17 protein-coding genes are annotated in these 17,784 nt (G+C 71.8%); 8 read left to right on the forward strand and 9 right to left on the reverse strand.

Annotated features, from left to right (window positions below; all coding sequences use genetic code 11):
* Positions 1 to 4: 4 nt before the first annotated feature.
* The 4 genes from prcB to JEK78_RS12800 all read right to left on the reverse strand — a co-directional run bounded on the left by prcB (position 5) and on the right by JEK78_RS12800 (position 5,122).
* Positions 5 to 856, reverse strand: a complete 852-nt coding sequence (prcB, locus tag JEK78_RS12785) for a proteasome subunit beta (RefSeq protein ID WP_200264136.1) — start codon at positions 854 to 856, stop codon at positions 5 to 7.
* 103 nt (positions 857 to 959) lie between these two features.
* Complete coding sequence (locus JEK78_RS12790; protein ID WP_200258581.1) at positions 960 to 1,889, reverse strand: LysR family transcriptional regulator; 930 nt, start codon at positions 1,887 to 1,889, stop codon at positions 960 to 962.
* A 1,220-nt stretch (positions 1,890 to 3,109) separates the two neighbouring features.
* Positions 3,110 to 4,309, reverse strand: a complete 1,200-nt coding sequence (locus JEK78_RS12795) for an acetyl-CoA acetyltransferase (RefSeq protein WP_200258582.1) — start codon at positions 4,307 to 4,309, stop codon at positions 3,110 to 3,112.
* 177 nt (positions 4,310 to 4,486) lie between these two features.
* Positions 4,487 to 5,122 (reverse strand): TetR family transcriptional regulator, encoded by a 636-nt coding sequence (locus tag JEK78_RS12800; RefSeq protein ID WP_200264137.1) that lies wholly within the window; start codon positions 5,120 to 5,122, stop codon positions 4,487 to 4,489.
* A gap of 135 nt (positions 5,123 to 5,257) precedes the next feature.
* Here JEK78_RS12800 and JEK78_RS12805 point away from each other — a divergent pair, with 135 nt between their 5' ends.
* Together JEK78_RS12805 and JEK78_RS12810 are read left to right on the forward strand one after the other, a co-directional pair.
* Entirely contained in the window at positions 5,258 to 5,980 is a 723-nt protein-coding gene (locus JEK78_RS12805) for a VOC family protein (protein WP_200258583.1), read from the forward strand.
* Positions 5,981 to 6,159: 179 nt separating this feature from the next.
* Entirely contained in the window at positions 6,160 to 8,511 is a 2,352-nt protein-coding gene (locus JEK78_RS12810; protein WP_200258584.1) for a PQQ-binding-like beta-propeller repeat protein, read from the forward strand.
* Positions 8,512 to 8,548: 37 nt separating this feature from the next.
* Here JEK78_RS12810 and JEK78_RS12815 read toward each other — a convergent pair whose 3' ends face one another.
* From JEK78_RS12815 to JEK78_RS12825, 3 genes are all read right to left on the reverse strand, one after another.
* Positions 8,549 to 9,343, reverse strand: coding sequence for an enoyl-CoA hydratase/isomerase family protein (locus JEK78_RS12815; RefSeq protein ID WP_200258586.1), 795 nt, complete (start codon positions 9,341 to 9,343; stop codon positions 8,549 to 8,551).
* Entirely contained in the window at positions 9,322 to 9,744 is a 423-nt protein-coding gene (locus JEK78_RS12820; protein ID WP_200258589.1) for an OB-fold domain-containing protein, read from the reverse strand. The genes JEK78_RS12815 and JEK78_RS12820 overlap by 22 nt, the downstream gene beginning before the upstream one ends.
* A gap of 89 nt (positions 9,745 to 9,833) precedes the next feature.
* On the reverse strand, positions 9,834 to 11,012 hold the full coding sequence (locus JEK78_RS12825) for a lipid-transfer protein (RefSeq protein WP_200258592.1): 1,179 nt from the start codon (positions 11,010 to 11,012) through the stop codon (positions 9,834 to 9,836).
* 113 nt (positions 11,013 to 11,125) lie between these two features.
* Here JEK78_RS12825 and JEK78_RS12830 point away from each other — a divergent pair, with 113 nt between their 5' ends.
* Positions 11,126 to 12,733: a FadD3 family acyl-CoA ligase gene (locus JEK78_RS12830; RefSeq protein ID WP_200258595.1), complete on the forward strand. Its 1,608-nt coding sequence runs from the start codon at positions 11,126 to 11,128 to the stop codon at positions 12,731 to 12,733.
* 226 nt (positions 12,734 to 12,959) lie between these two features.
* Here JEK78_RS12830 and JEK78_RS12835 read toward each other — a convergent pair whose 3' ends face one another.
* Both JEK78_RS12835 and JEK78_RS12840 read right to left on the reverse strand, forming a co-directional pair.
* On the reverse strand, positions 12,960 to 13,169 hold the full coding sequence (locus tag JEK78_RS12835; protein WP_200258597.1) for a DUF397 domain-containing protein: 210 nt from the start codon (positions 13,167 to 13,169) through the stop codon (positions 12,960 to 12,962).
* Complete coding sequence (locus tag JEK78_RS12840; protein ID WP_200258600.1) at positions 13,166 to 13,996, reverse strand: helix-turn-helix transcriptional regulator; 831 nt, start codon at positions 13,994 to 13,996, stop codon at positions 13,166 to 13,168. Before JEK78_RS12840 ends, JEK78_RS12835 begins: the two co-directional genes overlap by 4 nt.
* A 133-nt stretch (positions 13,997 to 14,129) precedes the next feature.
* Here JEK78_RS12840 and JEK78_RS12845 point away from each other — a divergent pair, with 133 nt between their 5' ends.
* The 5 genes from JEK78_RS12845 (at position 14,130) to JEK78_RS12865 (ending at position 17,776) form a co-directional block, all read left to right on the forward strand.
* Positions 14,130 to 14,354 carry a hypothetical protein gene (locus tag JEK78_RS12845; protein WP_200264138.1) on the forward strand — a complete coding sequence of 75 codons (225 nt, stop codon included), beginning with the start codon at positions 14,130 to 14,132 and terminating at the stop codon, positions 14,352 to 14,354.
* Entirely contained in the window at positions 14,351 to 14,626 is a 276-nt protein-coding gene (locus JEK78_RS12850) for a hypothetical protein (RefSeq protein ID WP_200258602.1), read from the forward strand. Before JEK78_RS12845 ends, JEK78_RS12850 begins: the two co-directional genes overlap by 4 nt.
* Positions 14,626 to 15,150, forward strand: coding sequence for a hypothetical protein (locus JEK78_RS12855; protein WP_200258604.1), 525 nt, complete (start codon positions 14,626 to 14,628; stop codon positions 15,148 to 15,150). Before JEK78_RS12850 ends, JEK78_RS12855 begins: the two co-directional genes overlap by 1 nt.
* 335 nt (positions 15,151 to 15,485) lie before the next feature.
* A complete protein-coding gene (locus JEK78_RS12860) occupies positions 15,486 to 15,965 on the forward strand; it encodes a hypothetical protein (protein ID WP_242483053.1) in 480 nt (159 codons plus the stop codon).
* Positions 15,966 to 16,264: 299 nt separating this feature from the next.
* Complete coding sequence (locus tag JEK78_RS12865; RefSeq protein WP_200258606.1) at positions 16,265 to 17,776, forward strand: hypothetical protein; 1,512 nt, start codon at positions 16,265 to 16,267, stop codon at positions 17,774 to 17,776.
* The last annotated feature ends 8 nt before the right edge of the window (positions 17,777 to 17,784 follow it).

The following is a 17,784-nucleotide window of genomic DNA, read 5'->3' on the forward strand; positions in this document are numbered from 1 at the left end:
CGGGCTAGACGGCGGCCACGGGGCCGTCCGGCCGGTTCTCCCGCTGTGCGACCATCTCGCGGCTCAACTCCTCGGTCTCGTGCTCGGAGAGGCGTTCGTAGCCGTCCTCGGTGATGACCGAGACGATGGGGAAGATGCGTCGACTCAGATCGGGTCCACCGGTGGCGGAGTCGTCGTCGGCGGCGTCGTAGAGCGCCTGGAGCGCGGCGAGCGCGGCCTCGCGACGTGACATGCCGTCGTGGTAGAGCTTCTTCAACGCGCTCCGCGCGTAGGGGGATCCGGATCCCTCCGCAGTGAAGTCGCCCTTCTCGTAAGGGCCGCCGGTGACGTCGAAGGCGAAGATGCGGCCTCGTCGCCCTTCGGGGGCGCTCGGCTCGTACCCCGCGAGCAGTGGCACCACGACCAAGCCCTGCATGGCCTGGCCGAGGTTCTCGCGGACCATCGCCGCCAGGCGGTTGGCCTTGGCGTCGAGGGTCATGGGAATGCCCTCGATCTTCTCGAAGTGGGTCAACTCGACCTGGTAGAGCTTGATCAGGTCGATCGCCAGGCCCACGGTGCCCGCGAAGGCGACGGCGGTGTGGTCGTCCGTGGGGTGGACCTTCTCCAGGTCGCGTTGGGCGATGAGGTTGCCCATCGTCGCCCGTCGGTCACCCGCGATCATGACGCCGTCGGCGTAGGTGAGGGCCAGGACGGTCGTGCCGTGCGGGAATCTGTCGTGCGAGGGGCCCGCGCCGCCGGGCAGGGCGGAACGCGAGGCGAGCAGCTCGGGGCGGTGCGCGTGCACGAACTCGGCGAAGGAACTTCCCGGGGCGAAGAACTCCGCGCCCAGACGGCCTGCGGACTCGTGCCCCATGATGATCTCCTCCCGAAGTCCCGGTGGACGATCAACTATTACCATGAACCGCTCAGCGGAAAACGCCGGACGGGGAACGGAAATCAGCGGTCCCGGGCGTGCGTGCTCACGCGGCGGCCAGGGGGGTGTATATCTCCTGGGCGGTCCTGCGCAGGGCCGAGACGAAGCTGCGCACCCGTTGTGTCGGCCGGGCGCTGCGCAACGTCTGCACCCCGATCGAGAGTCGGGGGAGGTCGTCGGTGATGGTGACCAGGGCCGTCCGGCTGCCGTCCGGGGCGTCCATCGACGGGGGCAGGTGGTGGGTCAGCATGAAGCCGAGGCCGGCCGCGGCCAACGCCCTCATGGATTCCGTGCCGGTGGTGGAGATGACCTTGGGCATGGGGATCTCCGCCCGACGGAAGGCGCGTTCCACGTAGCCGTGCAGATCCGACGGGGTGTCGGACATCAACACGGGGTACTTGGCCAGGTCGGCGAGCGTGGCGGTCTTCGACTCGGCCAGGGGGTGGTTCGCCTCGGTGAGCGCGTACAGGGTGGGGGTGACCAGCTCGGAGAACCTGGTCTCCTCGGAGGTGGTGATGCTGTAGGTCACCGCGAGTTCGCAGGTGCCGTTCAGCAGGAGGTCTATCGGCGCGTGCACGTCGTGGACGTCCACGGTCAGGCGGGGGTGGGAGTCCGCGATCCGCGAGAGGGCCCGCGGCACCAGGAAGGAGGTGATCGAGTAGTAGGACCCGACGTCGAGTCGGCCGGACGTCTCGCCGTGCAGTCGCCGGCTGTAGTGGTTGAGGGCGTGAGCCTGCCGCAGGATCGTGCGCGCGTCCTCGATGAGCAGACCTCCGGCGGGGGTGAGACTCACCCCCTTGGCATGGTGACGGACGAAGAGTTGGTTCGCCAACTGCCGTTCGAGTCGCTGGATGGCCGCGGACACCGCGGACTGGGAGGCGTGCAGGCGTTCGGCCGCCTCGGAGATGTTCCCTGTTTCGGCGATCGTGACGAAATAGAGAAGCTGTGTGAGGCTGAACTCCGGCCGACGATCCATCCGGGGTGTTTCCTTTCGCGTTTGAGCATGGATCGGGCCGCTGCCTTCTTGGCGGAAAAGGCGGCAGCCTTCACCGAGACTTCCGTGGGCACTCGAGTCAAGGGTGTCTCGGCACCTACCGGCCAAACACGGGTTGTTGCGCCACTGTCCGAAAACCGCCCTTCCCCGTCGGTCGTCACCCGGGGTGCAGTCGTTGTGTGCCGTTTGTGACGCTGGGTGTCGAATATGAGGGTGAGAAGGTGAACGGATTCGGGCCGCGGAGGTGAAAAGCAGCCTATGGCGCGACGGTCGGAATCGTCGACGAGACATCGGATATAGGCCGTCTTAGGTCGCTTTCGGGGCTCTTGGGGCTGTCTCGTGGGTCACGTCGTACCGATCCACCCTTGGCCAAAGGGTTGGCGTGAAACATGCGGTCGAGGTCGAGGTCGAGGTCGAGGTCGTGGTGTCCCGGTGGCCCTCGGAGCGCGAGCGCCGAACGCGGGCACCCGGCGCGCCCGAGGTCGCCTTCGGGTGAAGCCGCCGCCGGGACCCGAGTCCCGCCCCGAGGGTCGCCTTTCGTTTCCCACCGCGACGCTCGGCGAGCTTCCCTGCCTCCGTCCGGCGCCGGCGGGCGGGGCGAGCCGCCGGCGAGTGGCTCGTCGAGGCGCCCGTGATCACCCCTTGGCCCGGGGGCGAGGGGTCGCCGACACCTCGGACGGTCGGCGGCCCAGGGGCGCGGCGGCACGGGCGTGCCGGGACCTCGGGCGCGCGCGGCATCGGCCCGCTCCGCCCCGTGAGGGAGCGCCGCGCCGACCGAGGTCGGCCGCCGCTGCGGTCGTGGCGGACCGAGCGACCGCCCACGGGCGGGTTCGCCGCCACCCTGGGGCCTGGCGCGCGGGGCGTACGGCCCGGCGAAACGAAGGGTCGGTGTGGTGTCGGTGGGCGATGCCGGATCCGGCCACCGCTCGCCGCCGTGTCGCGACGGGTCCGACGCCGCGCCACCACGCGGACGGGGAATCCTGGGACTGTGGGCGGCGCGTGAATCCCGTCCCGGTGATTTTCCCAGCGGGAGACCGCCGTTGTCCAGAGTGGGGACCGCGGGGAGTCCCACGCGGCACAGGGTCGCCCCCCGACCGGCAAGGCGGCCCGACGCAGGGGGCGCCTCTCGTCCGCGGTGACGCGCGCCGACGTCGCCGGGCCCGGCCGGGCCGGCTCCACCCGGTGTCGTCCCGGCGCGCGGCTCAGTCCGCGCCGAGGACCACCGTGCCGGAGGAGCAGAACCAGCCGCCCGTTCCCGAGGCGACGGCCAGCCTGGGGAGGGAGCCGTCGGCGCGCCGGACCTGGCGCGGCCCGCACTCTCCCCGGAGTTGCCGCACCGCCTCCACGAGGAGGAAGAGGCCGCGCATGCCGGGGTGTTGTGCCGACAGGCCGCCGCCGTCGGTGTTCACCGGCAATTCGCCTCCCCGGGCCAGGAGTCGGCCGCCCGCGACGAAGTCGCCGCCCTCCCCCTTGGCGCAGAACCCGAGGTCCTCCAGGGTCACCAGGGTCGTGTAGGTGAAGGCGTCGTAGATCTCGGCCAGGTCCATCTCCGAGGGGCGCAACCCCGCCCGTGCGAAGGCCAGGGCGCCGCTGGTGGCCGCCGGGGAGACCGTGAAGTCGGGCCAGTCGGAGAGCGCGACGTGGGAGACGTGCTCCCCTGTGCCAAGGACCCGGACGGGTGCGGCGCGGCAGTCCCGGGCGTACTCCTCGGAGGCGAGCACGAGTGCCGCGCCGCCGTCGGAGCGCAGGCAGCAGTGCAGCGTGGTGAAGGGCTCCGCGACGGGTGGTGCGGCTTGGACGTCGTCGACGTCGATCGGTTCCCGGCGGAGGGCGTCCGGGTTGAGCGCGGCGTTGGCGCGGGCCTGGACGGCCACCTCGGCCAGTTGTTCCGCCGTGGTGCCGTACTCGACCATGTGGCGGCGCGCGGCCATCGCGTACTTGGCGACGAGGGTGTGGCCGTAGGGGGCCTCGTAGCCGAGCGGGCCCTGGGCGCCGAAGTCGTGCGCCGCGGGGCGCAGTCCGGCCCGAATGTCGGCGCGGGCGGTCGAGCCGTAGGCCAGCAGCACCACTCGCGCGTGTCCCGCCGCGATGGCGTCCGCCGCGTGCGCGGCCATCACCTCCCAGGTGGATCCACCGACCGACGTGGAATCCACCCAGGTGGGACGGAGTCCGAGATGCGCGGCCACCTCCGCGGGGGCGAGGGTTCCCAGGCCGGCGGAGGCGAATCCGTCGACGTCCGACGGGTCCAGCCCGGCGTCCGCCAGTGCGCGGCGGGCCGCCTGGGCGTGCAGGGCGTACGCGGTGGTGCCGTCGAGTCGGCCGCAGTCGGCGAGCGCGGCGCCGACGACGGCCGAGCGGCGGGAGGGGTGGCGCCCGCCGCCGCTCGGGGTGACAGCGCTCATGCGAACTGACGGTATATCAGAGACGGCTCTCGGGGGAGGGGCGGGGGCGGGCGGGACGTGGGCGACTGCCCCGAACGGCGACGGGCGGCGGTGCTCCCAAGGCACGCCTCGGGAGCACCGCCGCCCGGATGACAGGACGCGTGGCGGAGGGGAGGGCCGGTCGCCGCCCGGCGCGCTCTAGCGCGTCGGCTTCCGCCCGGTGACCCCTAGGTGGACCAGGAGCGCCAGGTTCGGCTTCAGCTCGGCCTGCTTCACGCCCCATGAGGTGAAGCCCTTCTGGTGCGAGGCGACGGCGGCGAGCATGGCGACGAGGGAGCCCGCGACGGCCGCCGGGTTCACCGACTTGTCGACGCGGCCCTTGGCCTGGAGCTCGGCGACGGAGTCGGCGAGCGAGTTGTTCACCGAGTTGAGGATCTTCATCCGGAGCTTGTAGAAGCGCTTGTCGCCCTCGGCGGCGCCGAGGTCGACCACGCGGAGAATGGCCTCGTTGCGCTTCCAGAAGTCCATGAACCCGTCGACGAGGTCCTGGGCGGTCTCCCACCCCGCCTTGCCGGACCAGGACCGGCCCTCCAGCAGTTCGGTGAGACCGGCGCCCTCGGCGGCCATGTCCCCGGCGATCTCCAGTACCGCGCCCTCGACGTCCGGGAAGTACTGGTAGAACGTCGCCGGCGACGTGCCCGCCCGACGGGCGACATCGATGACCTTGACGTCCCGGTAGGGGGAGGATCCGAGCATCTCGCTGAGGCAGTCGAGCAGCTTCTGCCGGGTCGCCTGCCCACGTCGACCGGCCACGCGGCCGTCGACGGTACGCACTTGTCCTGTCATGCCGTCAGCTTACCGACGGGCCGGGGGAGCGCTATTCGGCCGACTGCAAATGGGGTGCCCGGCCTTTCCGGGCCCGGGCGCGCTCGGTCTGCGCGGCGGGTGGGAGGGGGCTACGTTGGCGACATGGCCGAGAACTGGGCATCCGCGGATCCGGAGGGCGCGCCCTGCTGGGTCGAGGCGCAGATCCCCGACGTCGAGGCGGGCAAGCGGTTCTACGGAGCCCTCTTCGGCTGGTCGTTCGGCGCCACCGACCACGGGGGCTGGTGGGCCCGGCTGGGCGGCGCGCCGGTGGCCGCGCTGACCGGCAAGACGGACGGCAGGATGCCGACCGCGTGGACGGTGTATCTGCGCACCCCGGACGCCGTGGCGCTGGTCGGGCGGGTCCGGGACCGGGGTGGGCGGGTGGTCGTGCCGCCGCGCTCCGTGCCGGGCCTCGGTGGGGCGGCGCTCGTGGCGGATCCGCAGGGCGCGGTGTTCGGCCTGTGGCAGCCCGCCGGGCATCCGGGGTTCGCGCGCGGTGGGGAGCCGGGTGCCTTCGGTTGGGCCGAGCTGTACACGACGGACACGGAGGCCGCCGACGCCTTCTACGGCGGTCTCTTCCCCGCCGCCCTGTTCGGGTCGGGCGTCGACCCCTGCCTGGGGCGCGTCGCCCTCTCCGAGGTATTCCCCGAGGAGATGCCGGCGCACTTCCTGGTCCACTTCGAGGTCGCGGACGGCGAGGCGGCGCTGGCCGCTGTCACCCGGCTCGGCGGACGGGTGCGGGTGCCGCCCTTCGAGACGTCGTACGGGGGAGTGGCGGTGGTCGCCGACGACCAGGGGGCGTCGTTCGCCCTGCTGCAGCGCTGATCGACCCAGGTCTTTCGAGAGCATATGGCACCGGACACCCTCTTTGTCGCATGGTTCGCCAGCGGGGGCCCGGCCAGGAACAATCGGGGTGCGTGCCGCTCGGGCGGCGCGGCGGTGAGAGGCTGCACGGGGCCGCGTACCCGGGTGGGCGCGTGCTCGTACGGGGAGGTGGCAGGCAAGTGGTGGATCAGCTGACGCAGCAGGACCCGCGGCGGATCGGGCCGTTCGAGGTGCTGGGGCGGCTCGGGGCCGGTGGGATGGGGTTGGTGTATCTCGCGCGGTCGGCGTCCGGCCGACGGGTGGCCATCAAGACGGTTCGGACGGAGCTCGCCGAGGACCAGCTGTTCCGGGTCCGCTTCACCCGGGAGGTGGAGGCGGCTCGCGCTGTCTCCGGCTTCTACACGGCGGCCGTCGTCGACGCCGATCCGCGTGCCGCCGTGCCGTGGCTGGCCACCGCCTACGTCCCGGCGCCCTCCCTGGAGGAGATAGTGCACGAGCACGGGCCGCTCCCGGCGCGGGCGGTGCGCTGGCTCGCGGCGGGCGTCGCCGAGGCGTTGCACTCGATCCACGGGGCCGGGCTGGTCCATCGGGATCTGAAGCCCTCCAACGTGCTCGTCGTCGAGGACGGTCCTCGGGTGATCGACTTCGGTATCGCCTCCGGGGTCTCGAACACTCGGCTGACGATGACGAACGTCGCTGTCGGCACCCCCGCCTACATGTCACCCGAACAGGCGAAGGACTCCCGTAGCGTCACCGGGGCGAGCGACGTGTTCTCGTTGGGCTCGACGCTCGTCTTCGCCGCCACCGGGCATGCCCCGTTCCACGGCGCCAATCCGGTGGAGACCGTCTTCATGCTGCTCAGGGAGGGCCCGGACCTGACCGGCCTGCCCGACGAACTGCGTCCACTGATCGACGCCTGCATGCGGATGGAGGCGCTGGGCCGGCCCACACCCGCCGACCTCCAGTCGCAGCTCGCCCCACACCTCTTCGGATCGGGGGACGACGACAGCGGCACGGCGTCGGCCTGGCTGCCCGAGCGGGCGGTCGGGCTGATCGAGGCCCGCCGCAACGGCCGTCCGCCGACCCGGCCCGTCACCGGGCACGGACGGGCCCGGACGGGCCGTGGAACCGCCCCGCGTCCCACCGTCCCGCCGCCTCCGGCGCACGCCCCGGTCGCGCCTCGGCCGGTGCCGGTCGGCGGGGGCGGCGATCCGGTGCGGCTGGCGGGGGCCGCCGTGCCGATCGGCCCCGGGCCCCTGGTGGCCGAGGTGCGTGCCGCCGCCGTGCGGACGCCCCCGGCGGACATCGCCCTGGCGGGGTCCTGGTCGGGCCCCCGCTCCGGGACGGCCTCCGCGCCGCCCTCGCCCGCCAACCCGCCCGAGGCGCCCGCCCCGGAGGCGGCGGCGGGTGGCTGGCGGCCGTGGCGCTTCCGGATGTCCAACGACGTCTGGGGCACCCCGGCCGTCTCCGACGACCTCGTCTACGTCACCTCCTTCGAGGTGCACGCCCTGGACACGGGGACCGGCCGGCGCCGCTTCAAGACCCGTGACGTCGCGTGGTCGCTGTCGGTGGCCGACGGCCGCGTCCACGCCTCCGACGGGCCGACGCTCTACGCCCTGGACGCGAGGGAGGGCACCGACCTGTGGCGGTGCCGGGCGGACGCCTGGGTGTACTCGCTGCGCTCCGGTCGGGGCACGGTCCTGACCGGCTCACGCGGCGGCGGGGTCCAGGCGTGGGACGCCGCCGCCGGTCGGAAGCTGTGGGAGGTGACGGGGGCGCAGACCGACTTCGAGTCCCCGGAGGCCGGTCCGGCCCTCCACGACGACGTGGCCTACCTGCGCCAGGACTCGCGGTTGCGTGCGCTGGACGCCCGCACCGGAGAGGAGCGCTGGTCCTACCCGGTGGGCGACGCCGCCGCCTGCGGGGGCGTCCCCGTGCGGGTGGCGCACGGCTCCGACGGCCGCGCCTATGTCTGCGCGGGGACGCGGGTCGTGTCGCTGGACGTGGCGACCGGCCGGGTGGAGTGGACGTTCGAGGCGCCCGCCGCCTTCCTCTCGCCGCCGACGCCGGTGCCGGCCGTCGCCGGCGGTGGCGTCTACCTCGCCGACCACCTCGGCACCGTCTACGCCCTCGACGCCGCCGACGGCCGGGACCGTTGGCGCATCGCCACCGAGGCCCGCTCGTCCGTCGAGCCGGTGCTGGTCGCGGCGGGCCACGTCCATGTCGGCAGCGGCCGGGGTCTGTACACGCTGGACGCGGTCACCGGCACCCCGAAGTGGCGTTTCCAGGTGGGTGGCGAGATCGCCGGCGGCCCCGCCGTGGCGGAGGGGCGCATCCACTTCGGCTCCACCGACCACCTGCTGTACACGCTCAAGGCGGACGACGGCCGGCTCAAGTGGAAGCTGGCCACAGGCGGTGAGATCACCGGGTCGCCGGTGGTCCGCGACGGCGTCGTCTACGCGTGCAGCAAGGACCGCTGCGTCTACGCGCTGGACGCGGAGCGTGGCACCGGGACGGCCCGCGCGAGCTGACGCCGGGTCGGGCGCCGTCGCCGCGCGGGCCGACCGGTCACCGTACGCGGTGCCGCCGCCGTCGGCGTTCGGCGAACAGCCGGGCCTGGTCCTCGGCGGGCAGGTTGCCGAGGGCGATCAGGTGGGGCGCCTGAGCGAACGCCGCGTCCCGCACCGCCTCCCTGGTGGCCCACAGCGCCCGCACCGTCCCCTGGACGGCGGCCGGCGGGGACTCGGCCAGGACCCGGGCGCGGTCGACGGCGGCGTCCACCGCCCGGCCGGGTGCGGTCAGCTCCGACACCAGCCCGACGTGGTGCGCCCTCGGGGCCGAGAGGCGCTCCGCGGTGCCCATGAGCATCATCCGGGCGGCCTCGCCGTAGGGCATGCGCAGCGCCGCCAGCATCGCCTCGTACGCCGCGACCATGCCGTATGTGGTGTGCGGGTCGAAGAAGACGGCGGTGGTGTCCGCCACCACGAACTCCACCTCGCCCAGCAGGTAGAAGGCCCCTCCGCAGGCCATGCCGGAGACGGCGGCGACGACCGGCTTCCACAGGTCGTTGGACTTGGGGCCGATCCGCAGGAGGGGGTCGTCCTGCATGTACGGGGACGCGGGCTGGGGCACCCGGGCGTCCCGGTCGAAGCCGGTGCAGAACGCCCGGTCGCCGCTTCCGGTCAGCACCACGGCCCGCACCCGGTCGTCGTGACGGAACGCCCGCCACACCCGCTCCAGTTCCTCCGCCATGGCGAGGTCGACCGCGTTGAGTCGAGCCGGCCGGTCGAGAGTGACGACCGCGACGCCGGTGTCGACGTCCACCTCCGAGCGGATCGCCGTCAGCTCTCCTCCGGCGTCCATCGGGGCATCCCCTCCTCGGTGAAGATCGCCCGGACGCGGGTGCCGACGGCGACGTCCCCGGGGGACGGCGGCGCGAGGTCGCCACCGGACGGGCCGGCCAGGTTCCCCACGAGGCGGATCCGCGGATCGTCCGCCAGTTCCACCACGACCACGTGGTAGGGGGCCAGGGCGGCGTAGGCAGGGGGCAACGGCGGATGGGCGACGACGTACGACCAGATCAGCCCGCGTCCCGACATCGCCCGCCACTCCCGCGCGAACGACCGGCAGTGCGGGCAGCAGGGCCGGGGCGGGAAGCGTGGCCGTCCGCAGTCCGCGCAGCCTTGCACGCGGAGCTCGCCGCGGGCCGCGTACCGCCAGAAGGGGGCGCCGTCGGCGTCGACGACGGGTGCGAGGAGAGTCAAGGTCCCAGCCTCCGGGGGTCGGTGGGTTCGGTGTGCGGCCGCCGGTCGGCGCGCGTCGCACGCCGGTGCCGCTCGTGGGGGCGTCGGGTTCAGTTCCGCAGCAGCAGCGCGGACGTGGGGACGCACTCGCCGCCGGTGACCAGGCAGGTGGCGGCGCCGGGCACCTGGGCGGTGCTCGTGCCGCGCAGTTGGCGGACCCCTTCGACGATCAGGTTGAAGCCGTGCACGTAGGCCTCGCCGAGTCCGCCGCCCGAGGTGTTGAGGGGGAGACGGCCGCCGATCTCCAGCGCGCCGCCCTCGGTGAAGGGCCCTCCCTCGCCGCGCTCGCAGAAGCCGTACCCCTCCAGGGAGAGAGGGACGAGGGGGGTGAAGGCGTCGTAGATCTGGGCGACGTCGACGTCCTCGGGTCCGAAGTCGGCGCGGCTCCACAGGCCTCGCGCCGCGGCTGCCGAGGGCCCGGCCAGGGGGTCGTCGGCCCAGTAGTTGACCATGCCGTGGTGTTGGGAGGGCAGCCCCTGCGCGACGGCGTGCACGTACACCGGTGGGCGCCGGCAGTCGCGGGCGCGTTGTCGCCTGACGACCACGCAGGCCAGCGCGCCGTCCGTCTCCAGGCAGTTGTCGAAGAGGCAGAGCGGCTCGCTGATCCACCTCGATGTCATGTACGCCTCGCGGGTGAGGGGCTTGCCGTGCGTCACCGCGGCCGGGTTCCGGTTGGCGTGGACGCGGCAGGCGAGGGCGACGTTGAAGAGGTGGTCCCGAGTGGCGCCGCGCTCGTGCAGGTAGCGCCGGGTGAGCATGGCGATCTCGTCGACGGGCCGCAGCAGACCGAAGGGACGGGTCCACTGCGCCGGGGTGGGCAGGGCGGCGGCGGGGTCCGACCACGGCCGGGGCCCGGAGCCCCGCTTGCGCGAGCGCCAGGCGACGCCCACGTTCGCCTGTCCGGTGGCCACGGCCGCCGCGAGGAGACCCACGGTGGCGCAGGAGCCTCCGCCGCCGAAGCCGACCCGGCCGAAGAACGCCAGATCGCCCAGGCCGAGAGCGCCTGCCAGCTCGACCTCGTCGGTCCGTTCCATTGTGTAGGAGGCCAGCGCGTCCACCTCGTCCGGGGAGATCCCCGCGTCGTCGAGCGCCGCGAGGACGGCTCGACAGGCGAGGGTCCGTTCGTCCTCCGGGAGCCGTCGCGCGAAGGCGGTCCGGCCGACGCCGACGATGGCCGCCGCGTCCTTCAGGCCGGCGGGAGGGTCGACCGAGGTGTGGGGTGCGGGCACGAGCCCCTCCACGTCGTTCCGAGTGCGACGCCAAGCGTCCTGACGAGTCGTCAGGTTAGCGCTACTCTGATGACTCGTCAGCTTGTGTGTCGGGGAGGGGAGGGCGGGAGGAGATGCGCGCGGCAGGGAAGTGGCGGGAGTGGGGCACCGTGCCCGGACTGGTTCGCTCGGCGGCGGAGCGCCACGCCGAGACCGAAGCGGTGGTCGACGGCCGGACCAGGATCACCTTCGCCGAACTCGGCGCCCGGGTGGACCGCGCCGCAGCAGCTTGTCGGGCCTGGGGGGTCGCGCCCGGCGACCGGGTAGCCGTCTGGGCGCCGAACCGCCTGGAATGGATCGTGGCGGCACTCGGCGCGGTGTCCGCCGGGGGTGTGCTCGTCCCGGTCAGCACCCGCCACAAGGGTGCCGAGGCGGTCGACGTGCTGCGCCGCAGCCGGGCTCGGCTGCTGTTCGTCACCGGCCCCTTCCTGGGGACCTCGTACGTCGCGCTGCTGAGGCGGGCGGCGGGGGGCGTTGCGGGGAGCCGGGTCGAGCGACCCCTGGCGGGGCTGCCCGACCTGCGCCGGGTGGTGGTGTTCGCCGAGGACGCGCCGTCCGGCTTCGACACCTGGCGGGCCTTCCTTACGGCGGGCGGAGGCCGGGAACCGGCGCGCTCGGCGGGCATGGCGGGGGAAGCCCCCTCGGACGTGATCTACACGTCCGGCACCACGGGGCGCCCCAAGGGCGTGGTGGTCACCCACGCCCAGACCCTGCGCGCCTACGAGGTCTGGAGCGCGCTGGCCGGACTGCGCCCCGGTGACCGCTACCTGATCGCGAACCCCTTCTTCCACACCTTCGGCTACAAGGCGGGGGTGCTGGCCTGCCTGATGAGCGGTGCCACGATGATCCCGCAACCGGTCTTCGCCGCCGAGACCACGCTGGCGACGGTGGCCGCCGAGCGGGTCACCGCGCTGCCCGCGCCGCCCGCGCTGCTCCAGGCTCTCCTGGACCACCCCGAGCGGTCCTCCTACGACCTCTCCTCCCTCCGCCTCGTGGTCACCGGCGCCTCGTCGATCCCCCTGACCCTGGTCGAGCGGCTCCGCGGCGAACTCGGCGTGGAGACGGTCCTGACCGCCTACGGCCTGTCCGAGGCGTGCGGCCTGGTCACCATGGGCCGCAGGGGCGACCCGCCCGCCACCGTCGCCGCCACCTCCGGCCGCGCCGTGCCGGGGGTGGCGGTGCGGATCGCCGACGCCACCGGTGCGCCGTCACCACCCGGGACCCCGGGCGAGATCCTCGTCCGGGGGTTCAACGTCATGCGGGGATACCTCGACGACGAGCGGGCGACGGCGCGGGCCTTCGCCCCCGGTGGCTGGCTGCGCACCGGCGACGTCGGCGTCCTGGACTCCTCGGGCAACCTGAGCGTCACCGACCGGCTCACGGACATGTACGTCGTCGGCGGCTTCAACGCCTACCCCGCCGAGATCGAGAGGATCCTGCTCGGACACCCGGGCGTCGCGGACGCCGCGGTGGTCGGGGTCCCCGACGCCCGGCTCGGCGAGGTCGGGCGGGCCTGGGTGGTGCGGGCACCGGACGGTCTCCTGACCGAGGGCGAACTCATCGCCTGGGCACGACGGGAGATGGCCGGCTACAAGGTGCCCCGGTCCGTGCGCTTCGTCGACGCGCTGCCCCGCAACGCGACCGGCAAGGTGGCCAAGGAGACGCTTCGCGCGCGGGCCTGACGGCGAGGCCCGGCGCCGCCGGCTGAGGCCCGTTGCCGCCCCTCATGCGCGGCCCCCGGTACTGGCAGATGGAAACGCGCGGGTCAACAGCGCCGCAACGGCGCCAACCGTCTTGGCAACCCCTGGCACCGGCGATGATCCGCAGCAGGCAGGCGCATGCCCTCATGACGACGGCCCCCGCCCAGGGTGGCGGGGGCCGATTGCTCGGGGCCGGTGGGGGCGCTGGTCACCCGTGGTGCTTGGCGAACTCCACGAGACCGGTGAACCCCTCACGGGTCAGGGTCAGGTGTGGGCCGTTCGGGCCCTTGCTGTCACGGACCAGGAACTCACCCGTGGCGCGTGCGTGGTCGGGCGCCCATTCGATGCACTGTCCCTCGCCGCCGCTGTGGGTGCTCTTGACCCACCGCATGGGCTGAGGGTCGGGAGTGGTGCTCATGTGGCGTGATCCTCCATGATCTTGCGAATCAGGGCTAGCGACTCTTCCTCGGACAGTGCCGCCATGCGAAGCCGATCGAACATGCCGACGGCTTTCGCTACCACGCTGGGCGCGTCGTCGACTTGACCACCATGGGTGGGGGTCTCCGTGTAGACCGCGTGCGCTGCGCCGCTCAACGAGAGCAGCGTAAACGGCAAGTGACTCGGCGAGGCACCCGCTTTGTACGGCAACACTTGAACCGTGACGTGGGGTGATGTCATCCGCACAGACAAGTGGTCAAGTTGCGCGATCATGACGGATCGGCCACCGACACACGCGCGCAAGACGGCCTCGTGGACCACGACCCACAAGAGGGGCGGTTCGTCCCGCTCTATGACGGCCTGCCGCCTCATGCGTAGCTCCACGCGCTCTTTGACTTGGTCCACTGTTTCGCGTGGGAAAGCGGCGCGGATGACGGCGGCGGCGTACTCCGGAGTCTGCAACAGGCCCATGAGGAAGGTGCACGAGTAGTCCGTGATCCCGCTCGCGGACTCCTCAAGGGTGATGTACGGCACGAACCATTCCGGGTGCCCCTGCTTGCTGAGCTTGGCACGTAGACGGGCGTACGTGCCCGGCGTGCCGGCCACCCGGTCCATGGCTTCCGCGAACGCTTCTGAGGCCAGCACAGTGCCGTTCTCAACCTTGCTGACCTGTGCTTGTTGGTAGTGGAGCCTGTCAGCGAACTTCCCTTGAGACAGTCCCAACGCTTCCCGTAGCGCCTTCACCTCCCCACCGAAGTACGCGGCACCGTTCGAGGGCTCTCGTGCCTGGTCAGCTTCCTCGCTCACCTGTTCAACTCCCGCGTATTCCGTTGGCGTTGGAATGGCTCCAGACCTGTTGAGCGTACGCACTTCCCGGCCAAGGTGTGAGTAGGTGGTCACGCAGAGCACGCGGACAAGCGACACGTACGGAGTGGACGACATGGCGACGGAGCGGCGGACGGTAGGCAAGATCGGGGAAGCCGAGGATGCGCGCGACGCCCTCGGCACGGCCCTGCGACAGGCGGGTATCCAGCTTCCCGCGATGGACGTTCGTCCCCCGTTGCATGTCGACGGCGCCGGGTACGCCTTGGTGACCCTCGGCGATTGCTCCGCGCCCGTGGCCCTTGAGCTCGCGGCCGTCATCGAGAGGGGAGCGGCGCGGTGACTCGGCGGGTGTTCCGCTACGTCCCGTTCGCCATCGAGCGGGACGAGACGGCAGAGCCGGAATACGAAGCGCGCCGCGCGTCCGGCGACGATGCCGAGTGCGGCGCGGAGTCCGGAACGCACACCGGACCGGGGCCGGTCGAGGAGTGGCGGCGCAAGGACACGCGGGAGACCGGGCATCGTCGCCATCGCCGGAGCTTGGGCGACTACGCGGTGATGAGGCCCCCGGCGGAACTGGCCGGACTCACGACGGTGGGCGGGGGCACGGAGTGATGTTCGCTCCGTCCGTCGAGCGTCCGTGGCGTGATGCCTGGCCCCTGGTCGCGCAGGCGGGTGACGGTAACGCCTGGGTGACGGGCGCGTGTTGGCTGTACTGCCGTCGTGAGGGCGTGGTCGTGCTGTGGGTCGGCTCGGTGGCCACGCCTGGTGCGACGGGCGACGTGTACGGCTGTGGCCCGTGCCTCGCGGAGCTCGCGCACATGGTGCGCGTGCAGGCGTACGACCGGGCGCACGACCGGGACGGGTACCGGGATCGCGCCGCGCAGTCCGCCACGCTCGCCGTTCCCGCCCATGCGGCCCCGCCGCGCGCCCTGCCCTCGACGGGTTCGGGCGGCCGTCACCGGGCACCGCGCCAGGAGCGTGACACCGTACCCCCCGGCCCCGCCTGTCGGGGCGGCGCGATGACCAAGACCAAGACCAAGACCAAGACCAAGACCAAGACGTGTGAGCACCGGCAGACCGAGACGCGCGACGGCAAGACCTACTGCCGGGACTGCGAACGACAGCTCTACCTGTGAGGACTCCGATACCTGCCGGGGATTACTGTCACGTTCCGTTCCGTTCCGCTAGAGCCCGGGGGTGAGATTCCCCCGGGCGACCCGACTCCCGGGCGCCACGCCATGGGGGAGTGCGACCCCAGATGCCATTCTCCGGAAGTCAGTTCCGTCTCCCTGGCGTGATGAACGCCACCCCTGTCGATGACCTGGCAGATTGTGCTGCAAGATCCTTGTCGGGTACGAATAAGAAACGCACGCCGCGCCAGTGGAGTTTGGCGCGGCGCGTTCAAGGTTTCCTGACTCGGAAACCTTGTCGGTATCTCACGGGAGACAATCGAATGCACAAGGGTATGCGTATGCGCGTGATGTCCGGGACTGCCGCCGCCCTCACGGCCGGGGCACTCGTGCTGACGGCGTCTCCGGCCCGCGCCACCTCGGCTTCCACTTCGGTGGGCATCCCGGGCGGCAACAAGATCTCGGTCAACGCCTGGCACTGCGGGTTCTATGTGAGGGCCTGTAAGTGGAAGGCGTCCACGAAGATGTCGGGAACGAACCCGCGCAAGGCGAAATGGATCCAGAACCGTGCGGAGCTGGCGGCCCACGGCGTCGGCGTCTCCATCAAGATTTCCAAGAACCCCGAGGCCACGCTCACCATGAAGAGCCGGTCCCAGGGTGAAGTGCGCTGGAAGAACACCAACGCCAGCATCGCCGACACCTACGGCGAGATGGGCCCGGGCGGGGCCACCACCTACGTATCGACCAAGAGCTGCGGCTCGGCCAAGGTGACCAACTCGATCTACATAAGCGAGAAGTGCGCTTACGCGGGCGCCGCCTGATCTGCCTCCGCCCGTGCGGACGCGGGGCGTGAACCGACCATAGGTGTCGTACCGTCAGGGCGCCAGGGTGTGGCGGCTTTTCGTAAGCTTGAAGAAAAATGCACGGGGGGGCGATGAATTTTCTTGGGTCGTCGCGTGGCAGAAGGTCGGTGTCCTGGTTCGTCGGGGCAGTCGTTTGCGCTGCCTTCACGGCGTCATGCGCATCCGCGTCCGAAGAGTCCGGGGAGCGTGAATCCGCCGCTGCCCGGCAATTCGACCTTCTGGTCAGCAAACAGAACGGCTACTACTACCACCCCTTCTTGCGTCAGCAGCCGGCAGGTTCCCAGGTGCAGTCCTTCGCGCTGCGGACGCTTTCCGAACTTGGCTGCGACCCCAAGATAAGTATGACTTCGGACCAGGTCAGGTCGTTTCGCAGGGGAGCGCTGGAGACCTCCTCGCTCTGGGGCCGAGACTGGCTGATCCCACTGCGGCGGGCCGGTGTCGACGAAGCGCTCGGCACCGGTGACGCGACGGCCGTGAACAAGGCTCGTACCAATGGCGGCTGGTACGTCGACTCGGCCCTCGGAGACGACGGAGATGCGGCGCGCCTCGGATCCACCTGGGCGGCCCTCGAAGTGCTTGACGCACTCGGGTGCCTGGACGACCTCCCGTCGGATGACCGGGCCGCTACCGTGGCTTGGCTGCGCTCGCTGGCCGACGACAAGCCCCGCGCGCTCGATCAGAGCAGCGCTGTGGCCCGCTCGCTCCAGATGCTGAATGAGCCCGTTCCCGCCGCCCTCACCAGGATCGCCGCACCGCGTACGGACGATTTCTCGGACCTCACGCCCGACGACAGGGCGACCAGGCTCGCCGACACCTACAGCTTTGTGGTGATCCAGGAGGCGGCGGGGAAACGGCCTGCCGTCAACCTTCAGGTCTGGGAGCCGGTACTCCGGGACGGTGCGGCGACGCTCCCGTACGAGCAGCTTTACAGCCTCGTCCACGTGTTGAAGGCGGCAGGCTCGCCGAAGTCCGTGTTCGCGCCGGTGTGGAAGCGACTGGACGGCGAACGGCTCGACGACGGGCTGGTCCGTGACCCCGACGCCTACAGCGGCAACCCGGACGCCTCCCTCTTCGTGCAACGGCTGCGGGCACTGGCGGGATGGTCGCGCATGGACCCCGGGCTGCTGGCGGCGCTGAAGCGCGAGGAGAAGTCCGGCGACGTCAGCCAGGAAGGCGCCGAGCAGCTGAACCGGGTCGCCCTGCGCAAGGTCACCGCGGGCGGAGGCGCGAGTGAACAGGCACGGCAGCTGTGCGTCAACCCGCGGGTCCTACCCACCACCGTGACCGAGCACAACGCCACCCAGTGGCAGCGCACCACCCTCAACTGTGTCGACGCCGGCGCCTCGACCGATACCCCGACGATCGGCACCTGGAGCCTGGATACCCCGGACCGGGTGGCGGCTGCGGCCACGGTCGCTGTGGGGCTCGCCGACAGTGGCCACCGCGACCGAATGCCGTCCTGGATCACTGCCGAGGCTCTGAAGCAGTGGGCCCGGAACCCGGACCGCTTCACCACGGTCTACGACTACACGTTGGTCGTACGGGCCTATGCGCTGCTCGGCGGCGTACTGGACGCCGGTCTGCGTGACGCACTCGGGCGCGGCGTCACGCCGTGCAGGGGGTGCCCCGGGCTGCCCGACCTATACCAGGTCGGCGGCGGCGATGCCGCCTGCGATCTGAAGACCACCTGGGGTGTGTGGACCCTGGACCGGCAGCTGCATGGTGCCATGCGTTGGTTGCCAACCGGGAACCCGGGGAACGGAAAGTGAGCGAGAGT

Origin of the sequence: Streptomyces sp. HSG2, from assembly GCF_016598575.1 — a bacterium.
In the GTDB taxonomy this organism is placed as follows: Bacteria; Actinomycetota; Actinomycetes; order Streptomycetales; family Streptomycetaceae; genus Streptomyces.

Excerpts from the sequence above, each read along its gene's own strand:
- JEK78_RS12855 (WP_200258604.1), top strand. The coding sequence starts at position 14,626 with ATGTTCGCTCCGTCCGTCGAGCGTCCGTGGCGTGATGCCTGGCCCCTG.
- JEK78_RS12815 (WP_200258586.1), bottom strand. The coding sequence starts at position 9,343 with ATGGACGCCGGAGGAGAGCTGACGGCGATCCGCTCGGAGGTGGACGTC.
- JEK78_RS12805 (WP_200258583.1), top strand. The coding sequence starts at position 5,258 with ATGGCCGAGAACTGGGCATCCGCGGATCCGGAGGGCGCGCCCTGCTGG.
- JEK78_RS12845 (WP_200264138.1), top strand. The coding sequence starts at position 14,130 with ATGGCGACGGAGCGGCGGACGGTAGGCAAGATCGGGGAAGCCGAGGAT.
- JEK78_RS12790 (WP_200258581.1), bottom strand. The coding sequence starts at position 1,889 with ATGGATCGTCGGCCGGAGTTCAGCCTCACACAGCTTCTCTATTTCGTC.
- JEK78_RS12860 (WP_242483053.1), top strand. The coding sequence starts at position 15,486 with ATGCGCGTGATGTCCGGGACTGCCGCCGCCCTCACGGCCGGGGCACTC.
- JEK78_RS12795 (WP_200258582.1), bottom strand. The coding sequence starts at position 4,309 with ATGAGCGCTGTCACCCCGAGCGGCGGCGGGCGCCACCCCTCCCGCCGC.
- JEK78_RS12830 (WP_200258595.1), top strand. The coding sequence starts at position 11,126 with ATGCGCGCGGCAGGGAAGTGGCGGGAGTGGGGCACCGTGCCCGGACTG.
- JEK78_RS12835 (WP_200258597.1), bottom strand. The coding sequence starts at position 13,169 with ATGAGCACCACTCCCGACCCTCAGCCCATGCGGTGGGTCAAGAGCACC.